The 21,271-nt window shown below is 59.7% G+C and carries 15 protein-coding genes; 12 read left to right on the plus strand and 3 right to left on the minus strand.

The genetic code is table 11. The features are described from left to right. Positions 1-163 precede the first annotated feature (163 nt). From J2Y41_RS12855 to J2Y41_RS12900, 10 genes are all read left to right on the plus strand, one after another. The gene (locus J2Y41_RS12855) at positions 164-781 is read left to right on the plus strand and encodes an acyltransferase (RefSeq protein WP_224088068.1); all 618 of its coding nucleotides are present in this window, start codon (positions 164-166) and stop codon (positions 779-781) included. Further along, positions 778-1,869 (plus strand): DegT/DnrJ/EryC1/StrS aminotransferase family protein, encoded by a 1,092-nt coding sequence (locus tag J2Y41_RS12860; RefSeq protein ID WP_224088066.1) that lies wholly within the window; start codon positions 778-780, stop codon positions 1,867-1,869. Before J2Y41_RS12855 ends, J2Y41_RS12860 begins: the two co-directional genes overlap by 4 nt. Next, the gene (locus J2Y41_RS12865) at positions 1,869-2,855 is read left to right on the plus strand and encodes a Gfo/Idh/MocA family protein (RefSeq protein WP_224088064.1); all 987 of its coding nucleotides are present in this window, start codon (positions 1,869-1,871) and stop codon (positions 2,853-2,855) included. Before J2Y41_RS12860 ends, J2Y41_RS12865 begins: the two co-directional genes overlap by 1 nt. A gap of 186 nt (positions 2,856-3,041) precedes the next feature. Then, positions 3,042-4,226 carry a UDP-galactopyranose mutase gene (gene glf / locus J2Y41_RS12870; RefSeq protein WP_224088062.1) on the plus strand — a complete coding sequence of 395 codons (1,185 nt, stop codon included), beginning with the start codon at positions 3,042-3,044 and terminating at the stop codon, positions 4,224-4,226. Continuing rightward, positions 4,223-6,235, plus strand: coding sequence for a glycosyltransferase (locus J2Y41_RS12875; protein WP_309928850.1), 2,013 nt, complete (start codon positions 4,223-4,225; stop codon positions 6,233-6,235). The genes glf and J2Y41_RS12875 overlap by 4 nt, the downstream gene beginning before the upstream one ends. A gap of 2 nt (positions 6,236-6,237) precedes the next feature. Continuing rightward, entirely contained in the window at positions 6,238-7,095 is an 858-nt protein-coding gene (locus tag J2Y41_RS12880; RefSeq protein WP_224088060.1) for an ABC transporter permease, read from the plus strand. Next, the gene (locus J2Y41_RS12885) at positions 7,096-7,827 is read left to right on the plus strand and encodes an ABC transporter ATP-binding protein (protein WP_224164744.1); all 732 of its coding nucleotides are present in this window, start codon (positions 7,096-7,098) and stop codon (positions 7,825-7,827) included. A 74-nt stretch (positions 7,828-7,901) separates the two neighbouring features. Then, positions 7,902-10,016 (plus strand): DUF6541 family protein, encoded by a 2,115-nt coding sequence (locus J2Y41_RS12890; RefSeq protein WP_224088058.1) that lies wholly within the window; start codon positions 7,902-7,904, stop codon positions 10,014-10,016. A gap of 3 nt (positions 10,017-10,019) precedes the next feature. Beyond that, positions 10,020-10,505 carry a GtrA family protein gene (locus J2Y41_RS12895; RefSeq protein WP_224088056.1) on the plus strand — a complete coding sequence of 162 codons (486 nt, stop codon included), beginning with the start codon at positions 10,020-10,022 and terminating at the stop codon, positions 10,503-10,505. Positions 10,506-10,508: 3 nt separating this feature from the next. After that, positions 10,509-11,465 carry a glycosyltransferase family 2 protein gene (locus J2Y41_RS12900; protein ID WP_216924011.1) on the plus strand — a complete coding sequence of 319 codons (957 nt, stop codon included), beginning with the start codon at positions 10,509-10,511 and terminating at the stop codon, positions 11,463-11,465. Between the two features lie 87 nt (positions 11,466-11,552). On the opposite strand, the gene J2Y41_RS12905 is transcribed toward J2Y41_RS12900, so the two are convergent. Further along, the gene (locus J2Y41_RS12905; protein WP_309928861.1) at positions 11,553-14,855 is read right to left on the minus strand and encodes a chitobiase/beta-hexosaminidase C-terminal domain-containing protein; all 3,303 of its coding nucleotides are present in this window, start codon (positions 14,853-14,855) and stop codon (positions 11,553-11,555) included. Between the two features lie 373 nt (positions 14,856-15,228). On the opposite strand from J2Y41_RS12905, the gene J2Y41_RS12910 reads away from it, so the two are divergent. Next, on the plus strand, positions 15,229-16,035 hold the full coding sequence (locus tag J2Y41_RS12910; RefSeq protein WP_309928864.1) for a hypothetical protein: 807 nt from the start codon (positions 15,229-15,231) through the stop codon (positions 16,033-16,035). Between the two features lie 86 nt (positions 16,036-16,121). Next, on the plus strand, positions 16,122-16,658 hold the full coding sequence (locus tag J2Y41_RS12915) for a hypothetical protein (RefSeq protein WP_309928867.1): 537 nt from the start codon (positions 16,122-16,124) through the stop codon (positions 16,656-16,658). Positions 16,659-16,743: 85 nt separating this feature from the next. Here J2Y41_RS12915 and J2Y41_RS12920 read toward each other — a convergent pair whose 3' ends face one another. Further along, positions 16,744-18,090, minus strand: a complete 1,347-nt coding sequence (locus J2Y41_RS12920) for a hypothetical protein (RefSeq protein WP_224088044.1) — start codon at positions 18,088-18,090, stop codon at positions 16,744-16,746. 247 nt (positions 18,091-18,337) lie between these two features. Further along, positions 18,338-21,067: a GH25 family lysozyme gene (locus J2Y41_RS12925; RefSeq protein WP_309928870.1), complete on the minus strand. Its 2,730-nt coding sequence runs from the start codon at positions 21,065-21,067 to the stop codon at positions 18,338-18,340. Between the last annotated feature and the right edge of the window lie 204 nt (positions 21,068-21,271).

The raw sequence follows: 21,271 nt of genomic DNA on the forward strand, positions 1-21,271 counted from the left end.
TTCCTGGATTCCCGCAGCCCTCCAGAACTGAGGCTATGGAATTCCCGGGCAGCCTGCTGCCCCCTTCCTGGGCTATGTGGATAACTGTTGGCGATACCAGCTCAAGGCGCTGGCTTGACGCGAGGACATGGCGTCTCGGCTAAGATGAAACTCGTTGTCGCGTGTGCTCAATCAGAAGGGACCTTCACCGGTGATAGTGGTTGCAGAGAGCGCCGATGTTTCAGACGAGGCGGTAATTGGTGATGGATCCAAGATCTGGCATCTTGCCCAAGTCCGCGAGAAAGCCGAATTGGGTGTCAATTGCATCGTCGGACGCGGTGCCTACATCGGCACCGGCGTCAAGATGGGGGACAACTGCAAAGTCCAGAACTATGCACTTGTCTACGAGCCCGCAGAACTCGAGGCCGGCGTATTTATCGGTCCGGCAGTCGTGCTGACGAATGATACCTATCCTCGTGCTGTAGGTCCGGACGGAAGCCTGAAGAGTGCACACGACTGGGAGCCAGTGGGCGTCACTATTCGTGAAGGTGCGTCCATCGGTGCCCGCGCCGTATGCGTCGCTCCCGTGACCATCGGACGCTGGGCCACCGTAGCCGCCGGAGCGGTTGTCGCCAAAGATGTCCCTGATTTCGCGCTGATGGTCGGGGTTCCGGCCAAGCGGCGGGGCTGGGTCGGTAAGGCGGGCTTCCCGCTGCAGAACGTTGGCGGGAACTGGGTATGCCCGGAAACCGGCGCCACATATGTTGAACAGAACGAGACACTTCGAGAGGTAGAGGCATGAGCCCCGAATTCATTCCCCCCGCCAAACCCATCATTGGCGACGACGAGCGCAAGGCCGTAGAGGCAGTTCTGGCCTCCGGCCAGCTTGCCCAAGGCTCGGAGGTTGCGTCATTCGAGCAGGAATTTTCCCAAGTACTTCTTGACGGCCGCGCAGCTGTCGCCGTCAACTCCGGCACCTCAGGACTGCACCTTGGCCTTCTGGCCGCCGGCATAGGCGCCGGCGACGAAGTCATTGTTCCTTCCTTCACGTTCGCAGCCACGGCCAACTCGGTGGCGCTGACCGGAGCCACGCCCGTCTTTGCCGATGTTGACCCTGATTACTACACGCTGGATCCTGCGTCCGTTGAGTCGAAGATTACCGACCGCACGGCAGCGATCATGCCTGTCCACCTCTATGGGCACCCCTTCAATGTTGATGCCATTGGCGCGCTGGCTGCCAAGCACGGGGTTAAAGTGTTCGAGGATGCAGCCCAGGCTCATGGTGCCGCTGTCAACGGCCGGAAGGTCGGGACCTTCGGCGACTTCGCCATGTTCAGCCTTTACCCCACGAAGAACATGACCTCCGGCGAGGGCGGAATGGTCAGCACGGGCCTGGCCGACGTCGAACGTCGCCTCCGCCTCTTGCGCAACCAGGGCATGGAGCGCCAGTACGAGAACGAGTTGGTTGGCTTTAACGCCCGCATGACCAACATTCATGCAGCCATCGGGCGCGTCCAGCTGACAAAGGTTGAAGGCTGGACGAAGACGCGGCAGGAAAACGCAGCATTCTTTGACGCAAACATCGAAGGCGTCATCACCCCGAAGGTAGCCGAGGGCTATGAGCACGTCTACCATCAGTACACCATCCGCATTACCGAGGACCGTGATGGTTTCGCCAAGGCATTGCGAGAGGAATACAACGTCGGCTGTGGCGTGTACTATCCCATCCCGAACCACCGACTTGCGCCCTTCCAGACATCGGATGAGCTGCCTGTAACTGAAGAATCCGCAGCCAGCGTGCTGTCCCTCCCGGTGCACCCGTCTTTGAGCCAGGATGATCTGGACCGCATCGTGACGGCTGTCAACGCCATCGCAAAGGCAGGAAGCTAGTGGCAAACCTCCGCGCAGGCCTCATCGGACTGGGTATGATGGGCCGCCACCACGCCCGCGTTATCCGCGAGCTTGATGGCGTTGACCTGGTTGCTGTCGCGGATTCGTTTGGCGATCCGCACAATGTTGCTGATGGCCTGACTGTCTACAACACAGTCGAGGAACTGATTGAGCAGGGAATCGATATGGCAGTGGCTGCCGTACCGACCATCCTGCATGAGGAAGTGGCGTTGCGGCTTGCTGAAGCCGGTATCCACTGCCTCGTTGAGAAACCTATTGCCAACGATTCCGAGTCGGGTGGACGCATTGCCCAGGCCTTCGAAGCCAAAGGCCTCATCGGCGCCGTCGGCCACATCGAGCGCTTTAACCCTTCGCTGCAAAGCCTTCGCGAGCGGCTCGGGAACGGTGACCTCGGTGAGGTCTACCAGATCAGCACGCGGCGCCAGGGGCCCTTCCCGTCACGCATCGCCGACGTCGGGGTGGTCAAGGACCTTGCCACGCACGATATCGACCTCACCGCCTGGCTCGCACAGAGCAACTTCGTGAACGTCGTAGCGCACACAACCTCCCGTAGTGGCCGCGAACATGAAGACATGGTCACAGCCATTGGCCACCTCAAGAGCGGTGTCGTAACCAATCACATCGTCAATTGGTTGTCGCCCATGAAGGAACGTACAACGGTGGTTCTGGGTGAACGTGGAGCTTTCATCGCCGACACCATTTCCGCAGACCTGACCTTCGTGGAGAACGGAACGTTCCAGACGGACTGGGATTCCGTCGCTGCCTTCCGGGGAGTCTCCGAGGGATCCTCTACGCGGTTCGCCCTTGCCAAGCGGGAGCCGCTGAAAATGGAACACGAGGCGTTCCGTGACGCAATCCTCGGAAAGTCCATGAATATCGTCACGATGGCGGAAGGCCTGGAGACCCTGCGGGTTGCTGAGGCCGTGTTGGACTCGGCGAAGTCGGGCTCTGTCATCTGCCTCTGATACGCCAAATCAAGCATCGCCTTTGGGGGAGGCTGGCCATGTGCCAGCCTCCCTTCGGTGTTTGTGGACCCCGGCCGCCCATGCTTGGCCATGGGCCCGGATACGGGGAACGCAGGCCAAGTCGGGTAGCCTTGACCAGTAGACGTGGGCACTTCTGTGCCCGCACGCCAATACACAGGAGAGTTTGTGAACGCTGATCTCGTCGTCGTCGGCTCGGGTTTCTTTGGCCTGACCATTGCAGAACGCGCCGCTACCGAGTTGGGGCTAAAGGTCGCGGTTCTTGATCGCCGCCACCATATTGGAGGAAACGCCTACAGCGAGAATGAAGAGAAGACGGGAATCGAGGTGCACCGCTACGGCGCGCATCTCTTCCATACGTCCAATGAACGTGTCTGGGAGTACGTGAACAGGTTCACCAAGTTCACGAGCTATCAGCACAAGGTTTACACCAGCCACAAAGGCGAGGTGTACCCCATGCCGATCAACCTCGGTACCATCAACCAGTTCTTCCGTGCAGCAATGAGCCCCAGCGAAGCGCGTCAGCTCATTGCGGAGCAAGCGGGCGAGCTTGCCGGCACTGATCCGCAGAACCTCAATGACAAGGGTATCCAGCTGATCGGGCGGCCCCTGTACGAGGCATTCATCAAGCACTACACCGGCAAGCAGTGGCAGACGGACCCGAAGGACCTTCCCGCGGAGATCATCTCCAGGCTCCCGGTGCGCTACAACTATGACAACCGTTACTTCAATGACACCCATGAAGGGCTCCCGGTTGACGGCTATACGGCCTGGATCGAGCGCATGGCGGACAACCCCAACATCGAAGTTGTCCTGAACACGGATTTCTTTGACGATGGCGAATTCGGCCGCTCTTCCGTCCTTGGGCAGGTTCCTGTCATCTACACCGGCCCCGTGGACCGCTACTTCGACTACGCCGAGGGTGATCTCTCCTGGCGCACGATCGACCTCGAAGAAGAAGTGCTGCCGATCGAGGATTTCCAGGGATGCCCGGTGATGAACTACCCGGACCCTGAGACTGCTTTCACCCGCATCCACGAATTCCGCCACTTCCACCCTGAGCGCGACTACACGAAGGACGCGACGGTCATCATGCGTGAATTCTCGCGTTTCGCGGAGAAGGGCGACGAGCCTTACTACCCTGTCAACACAACAGAAGACCGCAGCAAGCTGCTTGCTTATCGTGATCTTGCACGTGGCGAGAAGTCTGTACTGTTTGGCGGGCGTCTTGGAACGTACAAGTACTTGGACATGCACATGGCCATCGGTTCGGCCCTGTCGATGTTCGACAACAAGATCAAGCCGCACTTTACGGGCGGCGCCAAGCTGGAAAGTGGTGGAGTGGACGCATGACCGCCACAACAAATGAAAGCCAGGAGACTGCCATGACGGCCACAACAGCCGCAGACAGCCCGACGTCGACTGAGCAGAACCTTCGAGTAGTCCAGCGTGTGGTTTTCCCGGCCAACCGCGACCTCGATACCCTGCCGCTGTATGTCGATCCGGACACCAATAAGATCCGCAAGCAGGACGACAACGGCACAGCAGTTGTTCAGGCAGTGGGCATGGCCCGCAAACTCCACCCGGAGGACATCCTGGACCGCGGGTCGGTGCAGGTGCGCCGGGGTGAGCGTCTTTCCTTTGGTTCCTACTTCAACGCCTTCCCAGCGAGCTACTGGCGCAAATGGACCATCGCCACAAAGACGATTCTGCACATCGAGACCGAGGGCGAAGGAACGGTCATCGTTTACCGGTCGAACGCGCGCGGCGCGTCGCAGCGCGTCGACTCGATCCTCGTTGAGGGAACTGCGTCGAACGACTTCGAACTTACGCTCGCTCCCTTTGGCGATGGCGGTTGGTACTGGTTCGACCTCATCGCCGGCGGCGATGGAATGACACTTAAGAGCGCCCACTGGGCTGTTCCTGATGAAGGCAGGCCCCAGGGGAAAGTCACGCTGGGTGTTACAACGTTCAACCGTGCCGACTACTGCCTGGAAACCATCAAGTCGATCGACGCCGACTCCGGTCTCCGTGAAATCCTCGCGGAACTGATCATCGTGGACCAAGGCAACAAGAAGGTGGCCGACGAAGACGGGTTTGACGCCGTCGCTGCCTCCATGGGCGAGCAGTTGCGCATCATCAACCAGGGCAACCTTGGTGGTTCGGGTGGGTTCGCCCGGAACATGTACGAGATGCTCGTCTCTGATAAGAGCGACTACGTCATGCTTCTCGACGACGACATTGAGCTTGAAACCGAAGGTGTGCTCAGGGCGGTCGCATTTGCCGACCTATGCCGCAAGCCCACCATCGTCGGCGGACACATGTTCGACATGTATAACAAGTCCGTTTTGCACGCCTACGCCGAAGTAGTGAATTTTTACCGTTTCCTTTGGGGACCCGTGGAGGGCCTGGGAAATCACGACTTCTCCGCAGAAGGCCTTCGCTCAACGCCACTGCTGCACCGCCGATGGGATGCTGACTACAACGGTTGGTGGATGTGCCTCATCCCCAAGACCGTCGTCGAAAACATCGGACTGTCCCTTCCCGTGTTCATCAAATGGGACGACGCCGAGTACTCCTTGCGTGCCCGCGCGGCAGGTTTCCCGACCGTTACGCTACCGGGCGCAGCGGTGTGGCATGTCTCATGGGCTGATAAAGATGACTCTGTCGACTGGCAGGCTTACTACCACGAACGCAACAGGCTCATCGCGACTCTTCTGCATTCGCCGTTCCCCAAGGGTGGCCGGATTTTCCGGGAAAGCCTGAACACGGACATTAAGCATTTGGTATCGATGCAGTACTACCCCGAGCAAGCCCGTGTCATGGCTCTCCGGGACGTCCTGGAGGGGCCAGGCAAGCTTCACGAGCAACTGCCCACCACTATGCCCAAGCTCCGTGCAATGCGCGAGGACTTTGTTGACTCCCAGGTCAAGACCGACCCCGGCGCATTCCCTGAGTCCTTCCGTAAGCGTCCGCCGAAGAAGCCGCAGACTTACAAGCAGCCGGGTGCACTTGGCCTGCTGCCCTGGGCGGTCAAGACCGTCCTTAAGCAGACCCTTGCTCCGGTCCGCGATTCTGCCAGGACCAACCCTGAAGCCCATGTAGCGCATCAGGACGGCAAATGGTGGAGTTTGGCGCATCTTGACAGCGCAGTGGTCTCCAATGCAGATGGCACAGGAGCGTCGTGGTACCAGCGTGACCCCAAGCTGGCACGCCGGCTCTTGGTTGAGACAGCGCAGCTGCACGCGCAGCTTTTCTCGAATTGGGAGACGCTCCGCGCCCAATACCGTGCGGCGCTGCCCCAGATCACATCGATGGATTCCTGGCGAGAGACGTTCGATGCCTCGGAGCCCAAAAAGTAGCGATGGCCAACTCCACTGATATTTATGCTGTTCCAGGGGTAGGTGCCGGTCTGCTGGATGTCTTCCGGCGCCGGTACCTCCTGAAACTGATCGTTCGCAAGGAACTCAGGGTCCGCTACCGGGGCTCCGTGCTGGGTCTGGCCTGGTCATACGTGAAGCCGTTGGTCCAGTACTTGGTTCTGTTCTTTGCCTTGGGCATCGTGCTTCGCGTGGGGGACCAGATTCCCAACTACGCCCTGTACATGTTCTCCGGCGTCATCGTGGTCAATTTCTTCACGGAAGCGTTTTCGAACGCTACGCGCTCCATCGTATGGAATGCCGCGTTGGTGAAAAAGATCTACCTGCCTCGCGAACTTTTTCCCGTGGCGTCGGTCTGGGTCGCTGCCGTGCATTTCCTTCCCCAGCTGGTGGTCTTGCTGGCTGCTGCCCTTTTCAACGGGTGGCGACCAGATGTGATGCAGCTGGTGGGTGCAGCGCTGGGCTTCGTCATTGTGGCCGTAACAGCCACTGGCCTGGGCCTCCTGGCAGGTGCCATCAACGTGTTTTTCCGCGATGCAGAGAACATCGTGGACATGTTGATGATGATCGTCACCTGGACTTCACCCGTGCTCTATGACTGGACCATGATCCGTCGTCTTGCCCCGGACTGGGTCCTGACGATCTACCAGCTCAACCCGGTGACCGTGGCGGTGGAATTGTTCCACTGGGCGTTCTGGTACCCGACGGTCACCAAGCCCGTAGAGCTGCCGCCTCATCTGATGTTGACGGGGTTGGCTGGACTGGGCATGGCCGCAGTTTTCCTTATCATCGGCCAGCTGGTGTTCCGCCGGCTCGAAGGCCATTTTGCGCAGGAGGTCTGAGTGGGCGCCGCCGTCATAGTCAAGGGTTTGAAAAAGACCTTTAATCTGCGTCACTCGCACTCCCTTAAAGAGACGCTTGTGTGGCTCGTCAAGGGACGCAAGGGTGACCTCACCAAGAAGTTCGATGCCCTGCACGATGTCAGCTTCGAGATACAGGACGGGGAGACAGTGGCCCTTCTGGGGTTCAATGGCTCCGGCAAGTCCACGTTGCTTAAGTTGATTTCAGGGGTCATCCTTCCGGATAAGGGCACGGTGCGGACCAAAGGCCGGGTCGCGGGCCTGATTGAGGTTGGGGCCGGGTTTCACCCGGATTTGTCCGGCCGTGAGAACGTCTTCCTTAACGCCGCGATCCTTGGAATGACGGAGCAGGAGATCAACGAGAAATTCGACGAGATCGTCGCTTTCTCGGAAATCGAGCAGTTCATCGACACGGAAGTGAAGTTCTATTCTTCCGGAATGTTCCTGCGCCTTGCTTTTGCAGTGGCAGTCCACACGCAGCCGGACATCTTCCTTGTGGACGAGATCCTTGCTGTTGGCGATGAACCTTTCCAGCGGAAGTGCCTGGCCAAAATCAAGCAGCTGTCCGACGAAGGCAGGACCCTGGTGGTTGTCAGCCATGACCTGGATATGATTTCGCGGATCTGCGACAGGGGAGTCGTCTTATCCTCCGGAACTGTCCAATTCGAAGGTCCGGCTGACCAGGCTGTCGCCTGGCTGCGGGAACGCAACTAAGTCCGGCATCCAATAGCAAGAGTCGTCTGTCAAGGGATGGCTAGTGGAAGCATCTAAGAAAGGCGATCGTAGGAATGGGTATCGGCCCGCTGCTGTTGTGTGTACTCCTCATCGTTGTGTTGTGGTGGGGTCCAGGCTGGCTTCTCGGAGAAGCGCTGGGAGTGCGCCGAACCCTCCTGCCCGTCGTGGCACCGTTGTTGGGCATGGGTGCCCTGACGGTCATCGGTGTGATGGGGAATTCCCTGGGGTTGAGCTGGCAGCTGCTTCCTGTATCCGCCGTTCTGTTGGTGTTGGCAGCTGTCCTGTTGGGTTTGCGCCTTCTGTTGAGGCGCAGATTCCCTGACAAGTTCCAGGCCCGTCTCCGAACACAGCCAAGTATTTTCGGTAAGCACCGATTTGCCGGCTCCTGGTGGATCCTGCTCGTAGGCCTTCTTGCGGGCGGAGCGGTCGCCGCCGTGTCATGGTTTGTCGGTACTGAGGGCCTCCTGGGCATAAACCAGGACTGGGACATTCCGTGGCACGCAAACATGATCCGGCTTATATCGGTCAATCATGAATGGGATCCCGCCATAGCGGGCAACTTCGCCTACTACGACACCACTATTTCTGATGCCCCCATCAGGAGCTACCCGATTGCGTTCCACGCCGTGCTCGCGCTGTTCTGGCCAATGAGTGCTGTCAGCATCCCGGTGTTCCTGAATGTTTTCGTCCTGGTGATGATGGCTGTTCAGTTGCCCCTGAGCGCCATGGCGTTAACCATGATCCTCACACGCCGGCCGGTTGCCGTCGCCGCCGCGGCTGCAGTCTCGGGATGGTTCACGGTCTACCCGTACGACTTACTGTGGCGTGGCCCGTTGATTCCATTTTTCGCCGGCATGCTGTTGGTGGGTCCCTTCGTCTTCCTGGCAGTCAAAGGTGCCTTGGAGCGGCAAAAGTTCTGGGTCCTGGGCATTGCCTTCGGCGCAGTGGGCCTTATTGCCGTGCACCCCTCCCTGGCATTCGTAGTACTGCCGGTCCTGTTCTTCTGGCTGCTCTCCGCACTGATACGGCGCAGGGGCAGGATCCTGGGCATTACTGTCTATCTGGCGGTGTCAGGGGTTCTGGCGGCGATCATCGGCCTGCCGATCATTGCCCAGATGCTCAAGGAATCCGAGCGCGTTTCCAAGATGATGTGGGCACCGGATACTGATCGCAACGGTGCCATTCAGAACATTGTTTTCCTGAACCATGGCTCCATGGCAATGCCGATCCTGACCACGCTCGTTGCCCTTGGCTGCCTTGCTGTTGCCTTCAGGATCCGCATGTGGTGGTACTTCGGTCCGGTCCTGGCTTTTGCATTTCTGTCGGTATACACCATGGGCAGCGAGAGCCCCCGTTTCCTGAACCTGACAGCACCTTTCTACGACGATCAATGGCGCATTTTCGGCATCCTTGTCATGCTGCTCGTGCCGCTTGCGGGCTTGGGCGTTGCCCAGTCAGGCGAGGCAATCGAGTGGGCTGTTCGGCGGTTCCGCAATCGACGGGCAGGATCCCATGAATCCGGGAACAAGGACGGGCGCAGGCCGAACCACGTCATCACGGCCGCGGCAGCCGTCGCCGTTTTGTTGGTATGCGGGGTTGGCGCGATCCCATACTTCAAGCAAAATGCCCAACGCATCAACATCAATACAAAGATTGATGGCCCCACCCTCAGTTCGTCCGAAGTGGACCTGCTGAGCAAAATTGACCAATACGTTCCCCAGGACGCCACAGTGCTCAATGACTCCTGCGATGGCTCCGTATGGATGTATGCACTCGGGAACCGAATGCCCATGATCCGGCACTTCGAAATACTTCCTACGAACCGCCAGCTGCTTGTCCTTCAAAAGCTCCCTGAGTTGGCGACGGATCCCGACGCACGGGCAGCCGCCTCAGAGCTTGGCATCGAATGGGTGTACATAGCCGACGGCCGGATCCGGGCCTGGGATGAGCCCAAGGCGGGTTTGACCCATCCTGATTCCATCCCTTACTTGAAGCTTGTTGTGCGTGATGGAAACGCAGCCCTGTACCAGATCGATTGGTCCCAGTTACCGGGGGGCAAACAAGCCTTCGACGCCGCTTCCAAGGACCGCGTGCAGCTTGACGGAGTCCCGGGAATCCTCGAGAACCGGAAACCCGATGGCATCGCCCCGCTTGGAAGGATCTGCTAACCAATGAAGGCATTCATCAAAAAGTTCCTCTCGTCCAGTTTGTTCAGATTCCTCGTGGTGGGCGGTCTGAGCTTCATTGTGGATCTTGGTCTGCTGGCGCTCTGCTTCCAAGTGTTTGGTTGGCCCCTTTGGTTGGCCACGGGCGCAGGATTCTGGGGTAGTTTCTTCTTCAACTACTTCCTGCAGCGCCACTTTGCCTTCGGGGGAGGCGGAACGGCTCTGGGTGGAGTGCTGCGGTACTCCGGGCTCCTGGCCTTCAACACCGTGGCGGTCATGGGAATCGTGGAGCTCTTCCAGTTCCTGGGTGCCGGATATGTTGCCGGTAAAGTGGTTGCGACGATTGTGACCATGGGATGGAACTACTTCATCTACAAGCACTGGATCTTCCCGCAAAAGAAGCAACCGAAGAGCGCCAGCGGACAGACAGATGGCGCGTCCGGCACTGACGCGCCAGCACAGAAATTCACACCTAACAGCAGCGAAGGATAATCGATGTATCGAGGCGTTCGAATTGCCGCGGTAGTACCGGCCTATAAAGAAGAGAACCACATCGCACAGGTGATCGAAACGATGCCTGATTTCGTCGATGACATTGTCATTGTTGATGACTGCAGCCCGGACGACACGTCCGGGGCTGCCCTTCGGGCGGATGACGGCAGGGTCACCTTGATTCGGCATGAGGTCAACCAAGGTGTGGGTGGCGCCGTCCTGACGGCGCATAAAGCGGCAATGGAGCTGGGCTCCGACATCAACGTCGTGATGGCCGGCGATGCCCAGATGGATCCGGAGTACCTGCCCCAGCTGCTCGATCCCGTGGTGGATGGTTACGGCTTTGCCAAGGCCAACCGCTTCTTTTCAGGTGAGTCTTTTGCCGGTATGCCTGGCTACCGCATCTTTGGCAACATCGTTTTGTCGTTCATGACAAAACTAGCCTCGGGTTACTGGCACATCTTCGACCCCCAGAATGGCTACACGGCGATCCGGACGGAAGTTCTTCGCCGCCTGCCAATGAATAAGGTGGCCGCACGCTACAGCTTTGAAAACGATCTCCTGATTCACCTGAATATCCTCGATGTACCGATTGTGGATGTCCCGATTCCTGCTGTTTACGGCAATGAGGTTTCCAGCATCAAGCTCCGGAAGGTGATCCCCGAGCTGCTGGCCATGCTCTTTGGCGGCTTCTGGCGCCGTGTTTGGTGGAAGTACATGGTTTGGTCCTTCTCAGCCGTGGCTCTTCTGTTGATCGCAGGCATCGCACTTATCGTCATGGGCCTCGTGGCTGGGATATGGGTTCTCGCCGCAAGCGTAGGATCTCCTACCGCAGGATCGGTGATGTTGGCTGTGGTGCCCTTTGTTCTGGGAGTTCAGATGCTGCTGGTATCCCTCCAGCTGGACATACAGGCAAGTCCAAACAGACCAACGATGCATCCCATGAAGGAACGTACGTAGGGAATTCCTGCAACAAAAGGGGGAGGGTCAGGACGCTTGGCGTCCTGGCCCTCCCTTCTCTTTCCTGCCGGGGTCACGTCTGTGCTGCTAGGGGAGCGACGTGAACCCTCCCCAGCCCCATCCGACCTGGCTCCGGGAGAGCCATCCTGATGTTCCGTTGCCGGGGTACAGGAAGAGGTTGCCACCGGAGTCGCGTGCAAGCACATCGTTCTTGCCGTCTCCGTTGAAGTCGCCGGGGCCCAGGATCGCAGTCATCCCGCCCCAGCCGCTTCCCACCTGGACCCTGCTCAGCCAACCGCCTGCACCGTTGCCTGGATAGAGCCATAGGATTCCCGACGTGTCCCTGGCCAGGACATCAGTCCTGGTGTCGCCGTTGAAATCGCCGGTACTCAGGATGGCCGTCATGGAGTTCCAGCCGGTGCCAATCTGGGCGCTGGATGCAAAGCCACCAGTACCGGTTCCGCGGTAGAGCCATAGGACACCAGCCGAATCCCGCGCCAACACATCGGCCTTGCCATCGCCACTGAAGTCCCCCGGCGCGAGGATGAGCGTCATGCCCGCCCAAGCGGTGCCGGCCTGTACCCTGGGCTGGAGCCCGCCGGTCCCGTTTCCGGGATAGAGCCAGAGGACGCCATTGGTATCGCGTGCCAGGACGTCGCTTCGTCCATCACCGTTGAAGTCCTTGGTGGGAACGATCGCGTTCAGCGTGTTCCAACCAGTTCCCATCGAACGTTGCGTCAGCCAACCACCGCTGCCATTACCCGGGTAGAGCCATAGCGTGCCGCCACTGTCCCGTGCCACGACGTCGTTCTTTGCGTCACCGGTGTAGTCCTTCCATGTGTTGGCCGGAGGCGCCGTCACGGTGTAGGCCTGGCTGATGATTGCCGAACTGTTGTTGGACGGATCCACTGCGAAGTACTTCAGGGTCATCGCAGCCGTCAGCGTGATGGCTGTGGCGTACTTGTTGGCATCTGTGGCAGTCGGAGTGGTGCCGTTGGTTGTGAAGTAGATGCTCGATCCCGCTTCATTCACAGTGAGCGTGATCTGCTGGTTCACCGGGTAACTGCCCCCGGGCGGAGTCGCAGTGACCACCGGTGGGGTGGTGTCCAAGACCGTGTAGGCGTTGGTAGTGACGGCAGAAGCATTTCCATATGCGTCCACGGCAAGGGCCTTTACGGTGGTGTTTGCCGTGAGCGGGAATGGGCTCGAGTATGCTTTCGTGCTTCCCGTGACTGCGGTAGCAGGCGTCGTGCCATCCGTTGTGTAGAGGATGCTTCCAGGTTCGCTGGAAGTCATGGTGACAAGCTGCCCTGATGCGTATGCTCCGGCGGCGGGCGTAACGGTCAGAACCGGGGCAGTGTTGTCAAGGACGTACGTCTGCGTCGCTACCGTTGATGAGTTGCCCGCGGTGTCGCGTGCGAAATACTTCAACGTCATTGAGGACGTCAACGGTATCGGTGCGGAGTAGACAGGACTGGACGTTGTAGGCGTCGTGCCGTCGGTGGTCACGTAGATGGTGGCTGCTTCGTTCGCCGTGAGGCTGATGGTCTTGTTTGCCCCGTACGTTCCTCCGACGGGATCGACAGAGACCACAGGTGGCGTGGTGTCCGCAGCGAAGACAGTGACATTCCTGGTTGCTGTGGAAGTGTTTCCTGCGTTGTCCCGCGCTTCCACTACGAATGTGAAAGTGCCACCGGGTACGTTGGTGTACGACTTTGGCGATGTGCACTCCGTGAAGGCGTTTGCGCCCAGCTTGCACCTGAATCCGGCAACATCCGTGGACGTCGAGGCAAAGACGAACGACGGCGAGGTGCCGACTGTTGCGCCTTCTACAGGAGAACTGATGGACACCTGTGGTGCGGTCAAATCCGTGGTGACACTCACCGATGCCACAGTGCTGATATTGCCTGCCATGTCCGTCGCCCGAACCCGAAGGACGTGCTGGCCCTCGGTGCTGAGGTTGAAGACGTACCCGTTACTGCAGGCTGTGAAACTCGTCGTGGAATCGACCGAGCAGGACAGGACAGTGCCCGTCTCCGAGGTCACGCCAAGGACGGGCGCACCATTGACCGTTGCTCCAGCCGCGGGTGAGGTGATCACGGGAGCGGCGGGGGCGGTCAGATCAACCGTGAATGCCCGGGACACGGGAAGCCCTGACGGCGCCGCACGAACGGAGAATGTGTAGGCACCGTTGGTCAGAGCGGTGGCAGGCGTAAACGTGCCACCCGTGCACACTTGCCAGACCGGTGTTGCGGTGCTCAATTGGAGACTGCATTCAAGGGCGCCGCCCGGAGGCGTTGAGGCCACTGTGAAAGTAGGAGTGGAGTCGTTGGTGAAGGCCGGGTTGGCTGCCTGGGTTCCGTCTGCCGCCGTCGGGCCGCTCACGATCGAAGGTACGACGCCACCCAGGGTGAGCAATCGTCCCTGCTGGGTTGGCTTGGCAGGATCCAGCTGACCCGGGTCTTCCATGAGCAGGAGCTTGCCGTTGCGCATTGACAGACCACCAATTTTGCTGAAACCGAGGGCCCATTGGTTGTCGACGGCGTTGGTAGCCAGGTCAATACGCGAAACTGTGTCCTTGCCGGCGTCGGCAGTAGTGGTTCCAATACCCGTTCCCGTGTACAGGACCTTTGGTGCCTGCCGATCGTAGTAGATGGCCGTCGGCTTGCCGACGTTGTAGACCGGCGCTGGTACGAAGTTCGTCAGCTCCGCGTCCTCGGGTGCCGTGAACATGGTCAGTCCTGACGTTTCAGCGACGTAAACCACGACTCTGCCCGCGCTGTTGCGGTACGTGGCAGCAAGGCCCAAGGAGCTTGAGCCAACCGAGGCGATGGATTCGATGCTCGGATGCAGGGCCGTTGGGTCCGCGATCTTCACAATCGAGCGGGCATTGCCAAACGACAAATAGATGTTGCCATCGGGGCCGTCACTGACGGCATTCGGACGGAGGTCTCCGTCGAAAATGGTCAGTTGGCTGTCATAGTCGAAGATGCCTGTGCCGGGCTTCCAAACCGCGCGGACTACCTCGGAACTTCCGACGGCGGCATCCGGAATGAACGCGATTTCGTCGCCCGAGCCGCGATTGGCGGGAGACGGATCAATCATGGCAGGAGCTCCGGCCAACGCGGGCCCCTTTTTATGGCCAGTCAGGGTGCCCCCGAGGCAGGTAGCTGATTCGAGGCCGCCTGGTGTAGCGCCCGCAGCTTCGGTCACCCGGCAGAATCCGGCACGCGCGTCCGAGACCCAGATCCTTCCGGCCGGGTCCACCACCGAACCAGCGGCCTTTGTGAGTCCCACGGCGATGGTTTGGCGGGCTTGGTCCGCGTTGGCGGGCCCTGCTGTGAATACACCCGTGAGCGCTGCCGAAGCCAGGCAAGCCGAAGCGATCAATGCGGTGAGTTTATGGCGATGCCATCGGCCAACTATCCCGCTGAGCGCGGAGGGATGGGAGTTTCCATGAGATGTTCTGGAGCTACCGGCGAACGCAAGACACGCCAAACCAAGCTGAAGAACACTGCGATTGCGCGTGTCCACCGAGGGATCCCCACTTCATTCGGATGCTCCCCAGCTCCGCATGCATTGGTTATTCGCCCCACGCCGTTTCCGGCTGCGTCTACGTACATCTTCCCCCAATTTTCACATTTGTCACTAGGTACTTTTTGATGTGGGACGTTTTTTCTTCACCGTCGCCTTTCCCGACGTCTCGACCGCACATCCCTTGACCGCACATACACTGCCCCGCACGATTGAGGTGGAGGTCAGAATGCGCAGACTGTTTCCGATGGTGGTGCCGCTGGTGATGCTGTTGGTCGCCTGTACTCCATCGCCCCAACCACCCCCGGGAACTGGTACGTCGTCGACAACAACAGCCACCGCAACCACCAGCGCGACGGCGGAGCCCAGCCAGTCGCCGTCGTCGGTTCCCAGTAGTGGCACCACAGGTGACGGCGAGCCCTTGGGCGACGGTGATGAACCTGGCCGCTACGCCTATCGATGCACGAGCCTTGACGCCTCCCCGGAAGTCCAGTTGTCGAGTCTCGCCGAGGTCTGGGCTGCCACCAACTACACGCGGATGGGCTCCTGCGAAGTCACTTACACAGGACCGCAGCCGTTCGAGCCAACCCCCCGGGAGACAGAAGCAATTTCGACGGCGGCACCCCAGGGAGCGGGCGACGATGACGGACTTGCAGTGATGTTGGACGTCCTCCGCCTCTGTACGCGGGTCAGTGATGAAAGCGGGCCGGGCGGTTTTGAGGAAGCCGGGCACGGGACGTTGCTTGCAGCGGCCTCACTCTGCCCGGACGCGCCGCAGGGCAAAATCATCGCAGCGTGGGCCGATGGCACACGGATGGCTGATGGCAGCCACGCTGTTGGAGATTCGGTGCAACCCGGCAAATATCAAGTCGTCAAGCAAGGCCCGTCCGCAGTAGATTGCAGGTGGTCCGTAACGGACGCGCGCGGTGCCATTGCCGCCGAGGGAGGACCTCCAGCAGCGGGCGAAGGCGTCGATCTTGCTGCCGGCCAAAACTTTACTAGTGACAAATGCGGAATTTGGGGGAAGATGTACTAAGACGCAGCCGGAGACGGCTTGGGGCGAATAACCAATGCATGCGGAGCTGGGGAGCATCCGAATGAAGTGGGGATCCCTCGGTGGACATGCGCAGGCGCAGTGTTCTTCAGTTCGGCGTGGCAGCTATTGCCTTGGCCGGTTGCTCAGGAACCAATGTAGATACTTCCCAACCAGCCGCACTTGATATGGCGCCTGTGGTCGCGAACGACGACAAAATCCGCCGGGAACGTCCGGAACCCCTGACCCGCTACCAGTTCACGTGTACGGCGGCCGATGGCAGCCTCATAGGCAAGTTCTCGAGCCTGGACGAAGTCTGGGCATCCACCCGGTATATGCACGTCACTGACTGCCAGGTCGACTATGTCGGAAAAGGGCCACATATCCTGACTGCGGAGGAGACAGCCGCAGTCAATGCCGCCCTTGCAGCGGGTGCCGCTCCCGGCGATGCCTCTGCTCTCTGTCTGCGCATCATCAAAGCCTGTACCCGGACCAACCCCAGGACACTCGCAGCCTCGCTCGGCGCATATGGGGTTCCTGTTGTGAAGGGTGCCCTGACGCTTGCGCCGCTGGCGCCGCAGGCGGCTGTGCTCACCAAGTGGCTTAAGTCAGAAGTGCCCGGATAGCCGCATAGTCGCCTGGTGCGCAATCAACTTGAAAGTAAAAGGCGCGGACCCCTTGGGGGCCGCGCCCTTTATTGTGTCAGTCGCTTCAGGCAAGCAAAGTATTCATCGCATTGATAAGGGTGGTTTCCACGCCATTCGTACCCGCCTTGAAATGGGCAAGGTGCCCATAGACGGTCATTGAACCACCAGCAATTCCCGGGTAATCCGGCTCCCAGCCACCCTCATAGCTGCCGAGTGGCATGTTGGGCGGAAAAAATTCATTGCTTGGTATGTAGCAGCAGGATTCATTGGCATATCCGCCGACGATGATGCCATTGGTTCCGCCGTTGCGATTCCGGAAATACGCCCCATATCCACTGACGAGCTCGCCGCCGATCATGGCGATCTTCAGCTGGGGGCTTCCGTTGAACTTCCACACTTGGAACGGGGAGGGCACCGCGGTCTTGTAGCTATTGCTGTCGATGCGTCCGATCATTACCTGCGCGTGACGCTGGTACCACTGCGGCTGGCCATCGGGGTTCCCCAAACGGGCCACATAGGCGGCACGCACGGCGGCCAGGTTGCTGGCCGTCGCTGTGATGTCCAATGGAAGCTGCACCTCCTGGTACCGCGTCACCATCGGGCCGCTGAGTGCCCGGCCGGCCGACTGCATGCTTGAATTGACCGTGGCGCCGAGGGCGTCTCCATGCTGGTCCCTGAGCTCCCAGCTGCGGACTCCGCCCGGGTCCTGGTCCCCAGCGGGTCCCTGCACAAACATGGCAAAACAATTCGGGTTACGGTTCTCGATGTAATTGCAGGCACCTGCTGCGAAATCTCCGTCAAACAGCGTGCGCAAACCTGCACTGATGGGGTGGCATCCGTAGCTGAAAATCACAGCTGCAGGTGTGCCGTTGCCGCGCCTGGCCACGAGAATGGGAACGGCCGTTTCTGTATAGGGAAGCCCCACTCTATTCCCGGAAAAATTCTGGGTTGAGACTTTGTAGTCGAAGGTCACCGCAATTTGATCGGCATCCAGGGCTTCCTGGGCAAGATTCACGACAACGTCTTCCAGGTCGTCACTGTATGAGCGGATCAAACCCAAATCTGCCAGTCCATAGGCCATGAAGGGATGCAAAGTGTCAATCAGGGCGGGACCGTTATGCGTGTGCGTCGCTTGGATCAGGATGTCGCTGCTGGACCAACCTGCGAGTTGAATGATCCTGTCGCGGATCCGTTGATGCATGGCCCGAGGCAGCGCCAGAACGTCCAACGAGATGATGATGTGGGGATGCGTGTCTTCCCAGATGAGGATCGCCCGGGCATAGAGGGGCTCGAACGGCGAACTGCTGGTGGCCTCGCGTCCGCCATCGGTGGTGCCATATCCGGCCATATACGGATTGGTGCTCAGCGAAGGCGTAATGTCAGCGCTTGCAGTTCCAACTCGAAACGCCATAAAAGATCACTCCTTGATTGTGCGCAATGGGTGATCCTTGCCTGCCCCCAAACAAAGTCCATATCCCGAAAGCGCTGAACAGCCAATACGTGAGACCACCTTCATTAGACCATGTGATCCAGCAATTTAGGCCGCTTCCAGGCGATATTTATCGCCGTCGGAACCCCCGCAGTCCGCCGGGAACAACGGAGGGCCCGTTCGTGGAAGATTTCCACGAAAGGGCCCCCGGAAGTGGACTTTCTGCGTACTATTTTGCCGCTGGTGCCAGAATCGTCAAGGAATTCCAGCCTGTGCCGATCCGTGTTGGTGTTCCCCACGTACTGTTCGAACCCACAGGGTAGTACCGCAGCTCGCCTATGGTGGTCCGGGCGATGACACCGCTGGAGCCGGCTCCGGCAAATCCGCGGATGGCACCGAAACCAGTGATGACGTTCCAGCCTGTTCCGACCACCGCTGCAGCTTCCTGCATGAAATTGCCGGTGCCGTTGGAACGGTACAGTTTCAGATCGCCAGCTGCGTTTTTCGCCAGGAGGTCGGCATTGGAGTCTTTGTCAAAGTCCATTTGAACTATGTCCAAGCCAGTCCAACCGACTCCGATGGCGATACCGGTGGACACCGTCTTTCCGGTGGGGTTGCTGAAGTAGTACAGGCGACCCGTGGAGTCGTACCCTACGATTCCGGGATGTGCATCGGCCTTTTTCCATGTCCCAACGCTGAGCGTCCAGTCCTTCCAGTTACTGCCGAGGGCGATGGGAGCCCCAAAACCGCTGCCTGTCCTGCCCGGGTAGACGTTTAGCCGGCCGTCTGACCACTGCGCCACGATGTCCAGGGCGCCGTCTCCGTTCCAATCCGTGACGAACCCGGCCTTCAGGCCGGTCCACCCTGTTCCGATGAGGTCCTCCGGCAGAAGCGCAGTGGTACCAGTGCCGGGATAGCGGTAGAGGTTGGCATCGGTACGGACCGCGACCACGTCCTCCTGGTCGATGCCAAGTGTTGTCTCAACATCCAGTGGAGCGTCGCTGATCCGGACCGCGTCATCCCAGCCCAGTCCGATGAGGCTCCGGTCGCCCCACGAACCCGCGACGGCCGGGTAATAGTAAAGGTCACCATTGGCGGTGCGGGCATGCAGTCCCTGGGAGCCGGCGCCGCTGAAGCCGATTGCTGAACTGACTGACGTCATGCCATTCCATCCGGAACCGATCACCTGGGCGGCCTGGTTGAGGAAGCTGCCCAAGCCATTCGAACGATACAGGCGAAGGGTGCCGTCAGAGGTGCGCGTGACGACGTCCTGACTACCGTCGCCATCGAAGTCGATCTGGTTCAGCTGGTGGCCGCTGAAGCCTGTCCCAATTAAGGCGCCACCCCCAAGCGCTCCACCTCCTGTGTTGGGGTACCGGTACAGATTGCCCAGATAGTCCTGTCCAATTACGCCCGGATAGGCATCTTTGGAGTTCCACCAGCCCACTGTCAGGGACATCTCCTGCCAGCCGGAGCCGACTTGGATGGGAGCATAGAAGCTGCCGCCGGGAGCACCCCGGAAGACCTTCAATGTTCCGTCGGACCACTGGGAAAGGATGTCCTGGACGCCGTCCTGGTTCCAGTCGACGACGTACAGCGATTTTGCGCCGGTCCACCCCGAACCGATGGCAAATGGACCAGTTATCCGGCCACTTCCATCGGCCGGAAATACATCGAGCCTGCCGGTTGAGCTTGTAGCCAGGAGATCGGCGCCGGACTTGATGGATGGGTTGGAGGGTGCTGAGGCGCCTCGGGCAAACGTCCTCAGCTGATCGTAGCTGCCGTTGAAGATGTTGGAATCACCTTCGAACGGCCCGGTGCTGCTGTACTGCCACATGGTGTAGTTGCCCCAGCTGGCGGGCAAGGATCCAGGAGAGTTCGTGGGGTTGTTCCAGTACGAGGCGATCCAGAGCGGGTAACTCCCGAACGTAGAGTTTCCTACACACGTATTCCACCAGTCAGTCGTGCTGTAAATGACGGGAAAGCGCCCCGTGAGGGCTTTGACTGTATTGCCGAAATCGGCAGCCCACTGGCCAAGCTGTGCTTTGGACATGTTGTAGCACGTGTTGCCGAAGTAGAAGCCATTGATGGTCCGTCCGGCGTAGGGGTTGTATTCGATGTCCAGGACAGGAGGAAGTGTGTAACCGTCCGCTGTCCATCCGCCGCCATTTGCCACGAAGTATCTCGCTTGGTCCGCACCCGAAGACCAGTTGGGGATGGCGAAATGATAGGCGCCGCGAACCATGCCGGCGTTGCGGGAGCCGTTGTATTGCTGTGCATAGTTTTCGTTCAGGTAATAGTTGCCCTCGGAGGCCTTTACGTAAGCCCAGCGGGATCCTTCGTTCCATTGGCTCTGCCAGTCGACGTTGCCCTGGTGCGCGCTGACGTCCTGTCCTTGGATACCGATGGTTGGCCTCCAGTGACCTGGATCGGCGTCCATCGGCACCACCTGTCCCACTGTGCGTGCGCCGGCAGGCCCGGAATTTCCGTTGCCTTGCTTTGCCGCCATGACCCTGGGGGAGCGCTGCCCCATTTCTGCCCCGCCGGCCGGAATTGCGGCGCGCATTGCCGCCTTCATGGTCTCGGCGTCCGGAGCATTGCCAGGCATTGCTTTGGCGGTTGGCAGCGCAGCTGGATCGTCCACAGCGGGGCCCACGGCCGGCTGTGGAGCAACAGCAGGTGAAGGTTCGACGGCGGTGGGCGTCTGCGGCTGGTTGGTCACCGTCGGGGCGCTGTTCGACGGGGCGCTGTTCGAGGGGCCCCCGGAACCGGATGGAACGGGCGAGTCCGCTGCGGGCGGCGTCTGCGCAGCGATGGGCGCGGGAGCAGGGCGCGGGCCGGAGTCCTCCGCCCATGCAGGAATGCCGGGAAAAGTCCCCGCAAGGAGGACCAGGCAAATGGCGATTCCAGTCCTTGCAAACGGCATGCGGCGGACCGACTCTACGGGGGTTCTTGTCATATCCAATTCCGGCCCTGTGCCGCGGCTCAGCGGCGCATGGTGTGGCTTGCTGACAAGCTCCGGGGCGGGCGCCTGCGCATGGGACCAAAGGCCAGCTCCTAACGGGCTTTACCCTAACATTCCGAAACTGGAGTGACTAGTGGTACAGGCGATGCTGAAGGGACTCTTGTTCCAATAGTTATCCACAACCGCCCAAACGGGACT

The organism is Arthrobacter sp. 1088 (assembly GCF_031455315.1).
Lineage (GTDB): Bacteria > Actinomycetota > Actinomycetes > Actinomycetales > Micrococcaceae > Arthrobacter.

Excerpts from the sequence above, each read along its gene's own strand:
- J2Y41_RS12925 (WP_309928870.1), bottom strand. The coding sequence starts at position 21,067 with ATGACAAGAACCCCCGTAGAGTCGGTCCGCCGCATGCCGTTTGCAAGG.
- J2Y41_RS12860 (WP_224088066.1), top strand. The coding sequence starts at position 778 with ATGAGCCCCGAATTCATTCCCCCCGCCAAACCCATCATTGGCGACGAC.
- J2Y41_RS12915 (WP_309928867.1), top strand. The coding sequence starts at position 16,122 with ATGCGCAGGCGCAGTGTTCTTCAGTTCGGCGTGGCAGCTATTGCCTTG.
- J2Y41_RS12895 (WP_224088056.1), top strand. The coding sequence starts at position 10,020 with ATGAAGGCATTCATCAAAAAGTTCCTCTCGTCCAGTTTGTTCAGATTC.
- J2Y41_RS12880 (WP_224088060.1), top strand. The coding sequence starts at position 6,238 with ATGGCCAACTCCACTGATATTTATGCTGTTCCAGGGGTAGGTGCCGGT.
- J2Y41_RS12900 (WP_216924011.1), top strand. The coding sequence starts at position 10,509 with ATGTATCGAGGCGTTCGAATTGCCGCGGTAGTACCGGCCTATAAAGAA.
- J2Y41_RS12920 (WP_224088044.1), bottom strand. The coding sequence starts at position 18,090 with ATGGCGTTTCGAGTTGGAACTGCAAGCGCTGACATTACGCCTTCGCTG.
- J2Y41_RS12890 (WP_224088058.1), top strand. The coding sequence starts at position 7,902 with ATGGGTATCGGCCCGCTGCTGTTGTGTGTACTCCTCATCGTTGTGTTG.
- J2Y41_RS12875 (WP_309928850.1), top strand. The coding sequence starts at position 4,223 with ATGACCGCCACAACAAATGAAAGCCAGGAGACTGCCATGACGGCCACA.
- J2Y41_RS12910 (WP_309928864.1), top strand. The coding sequence starts at position 15,229 with ATGCGCAGACTGTTTCCGATGGTGGTGCCGCTGGTGATGCTGTTGGTC.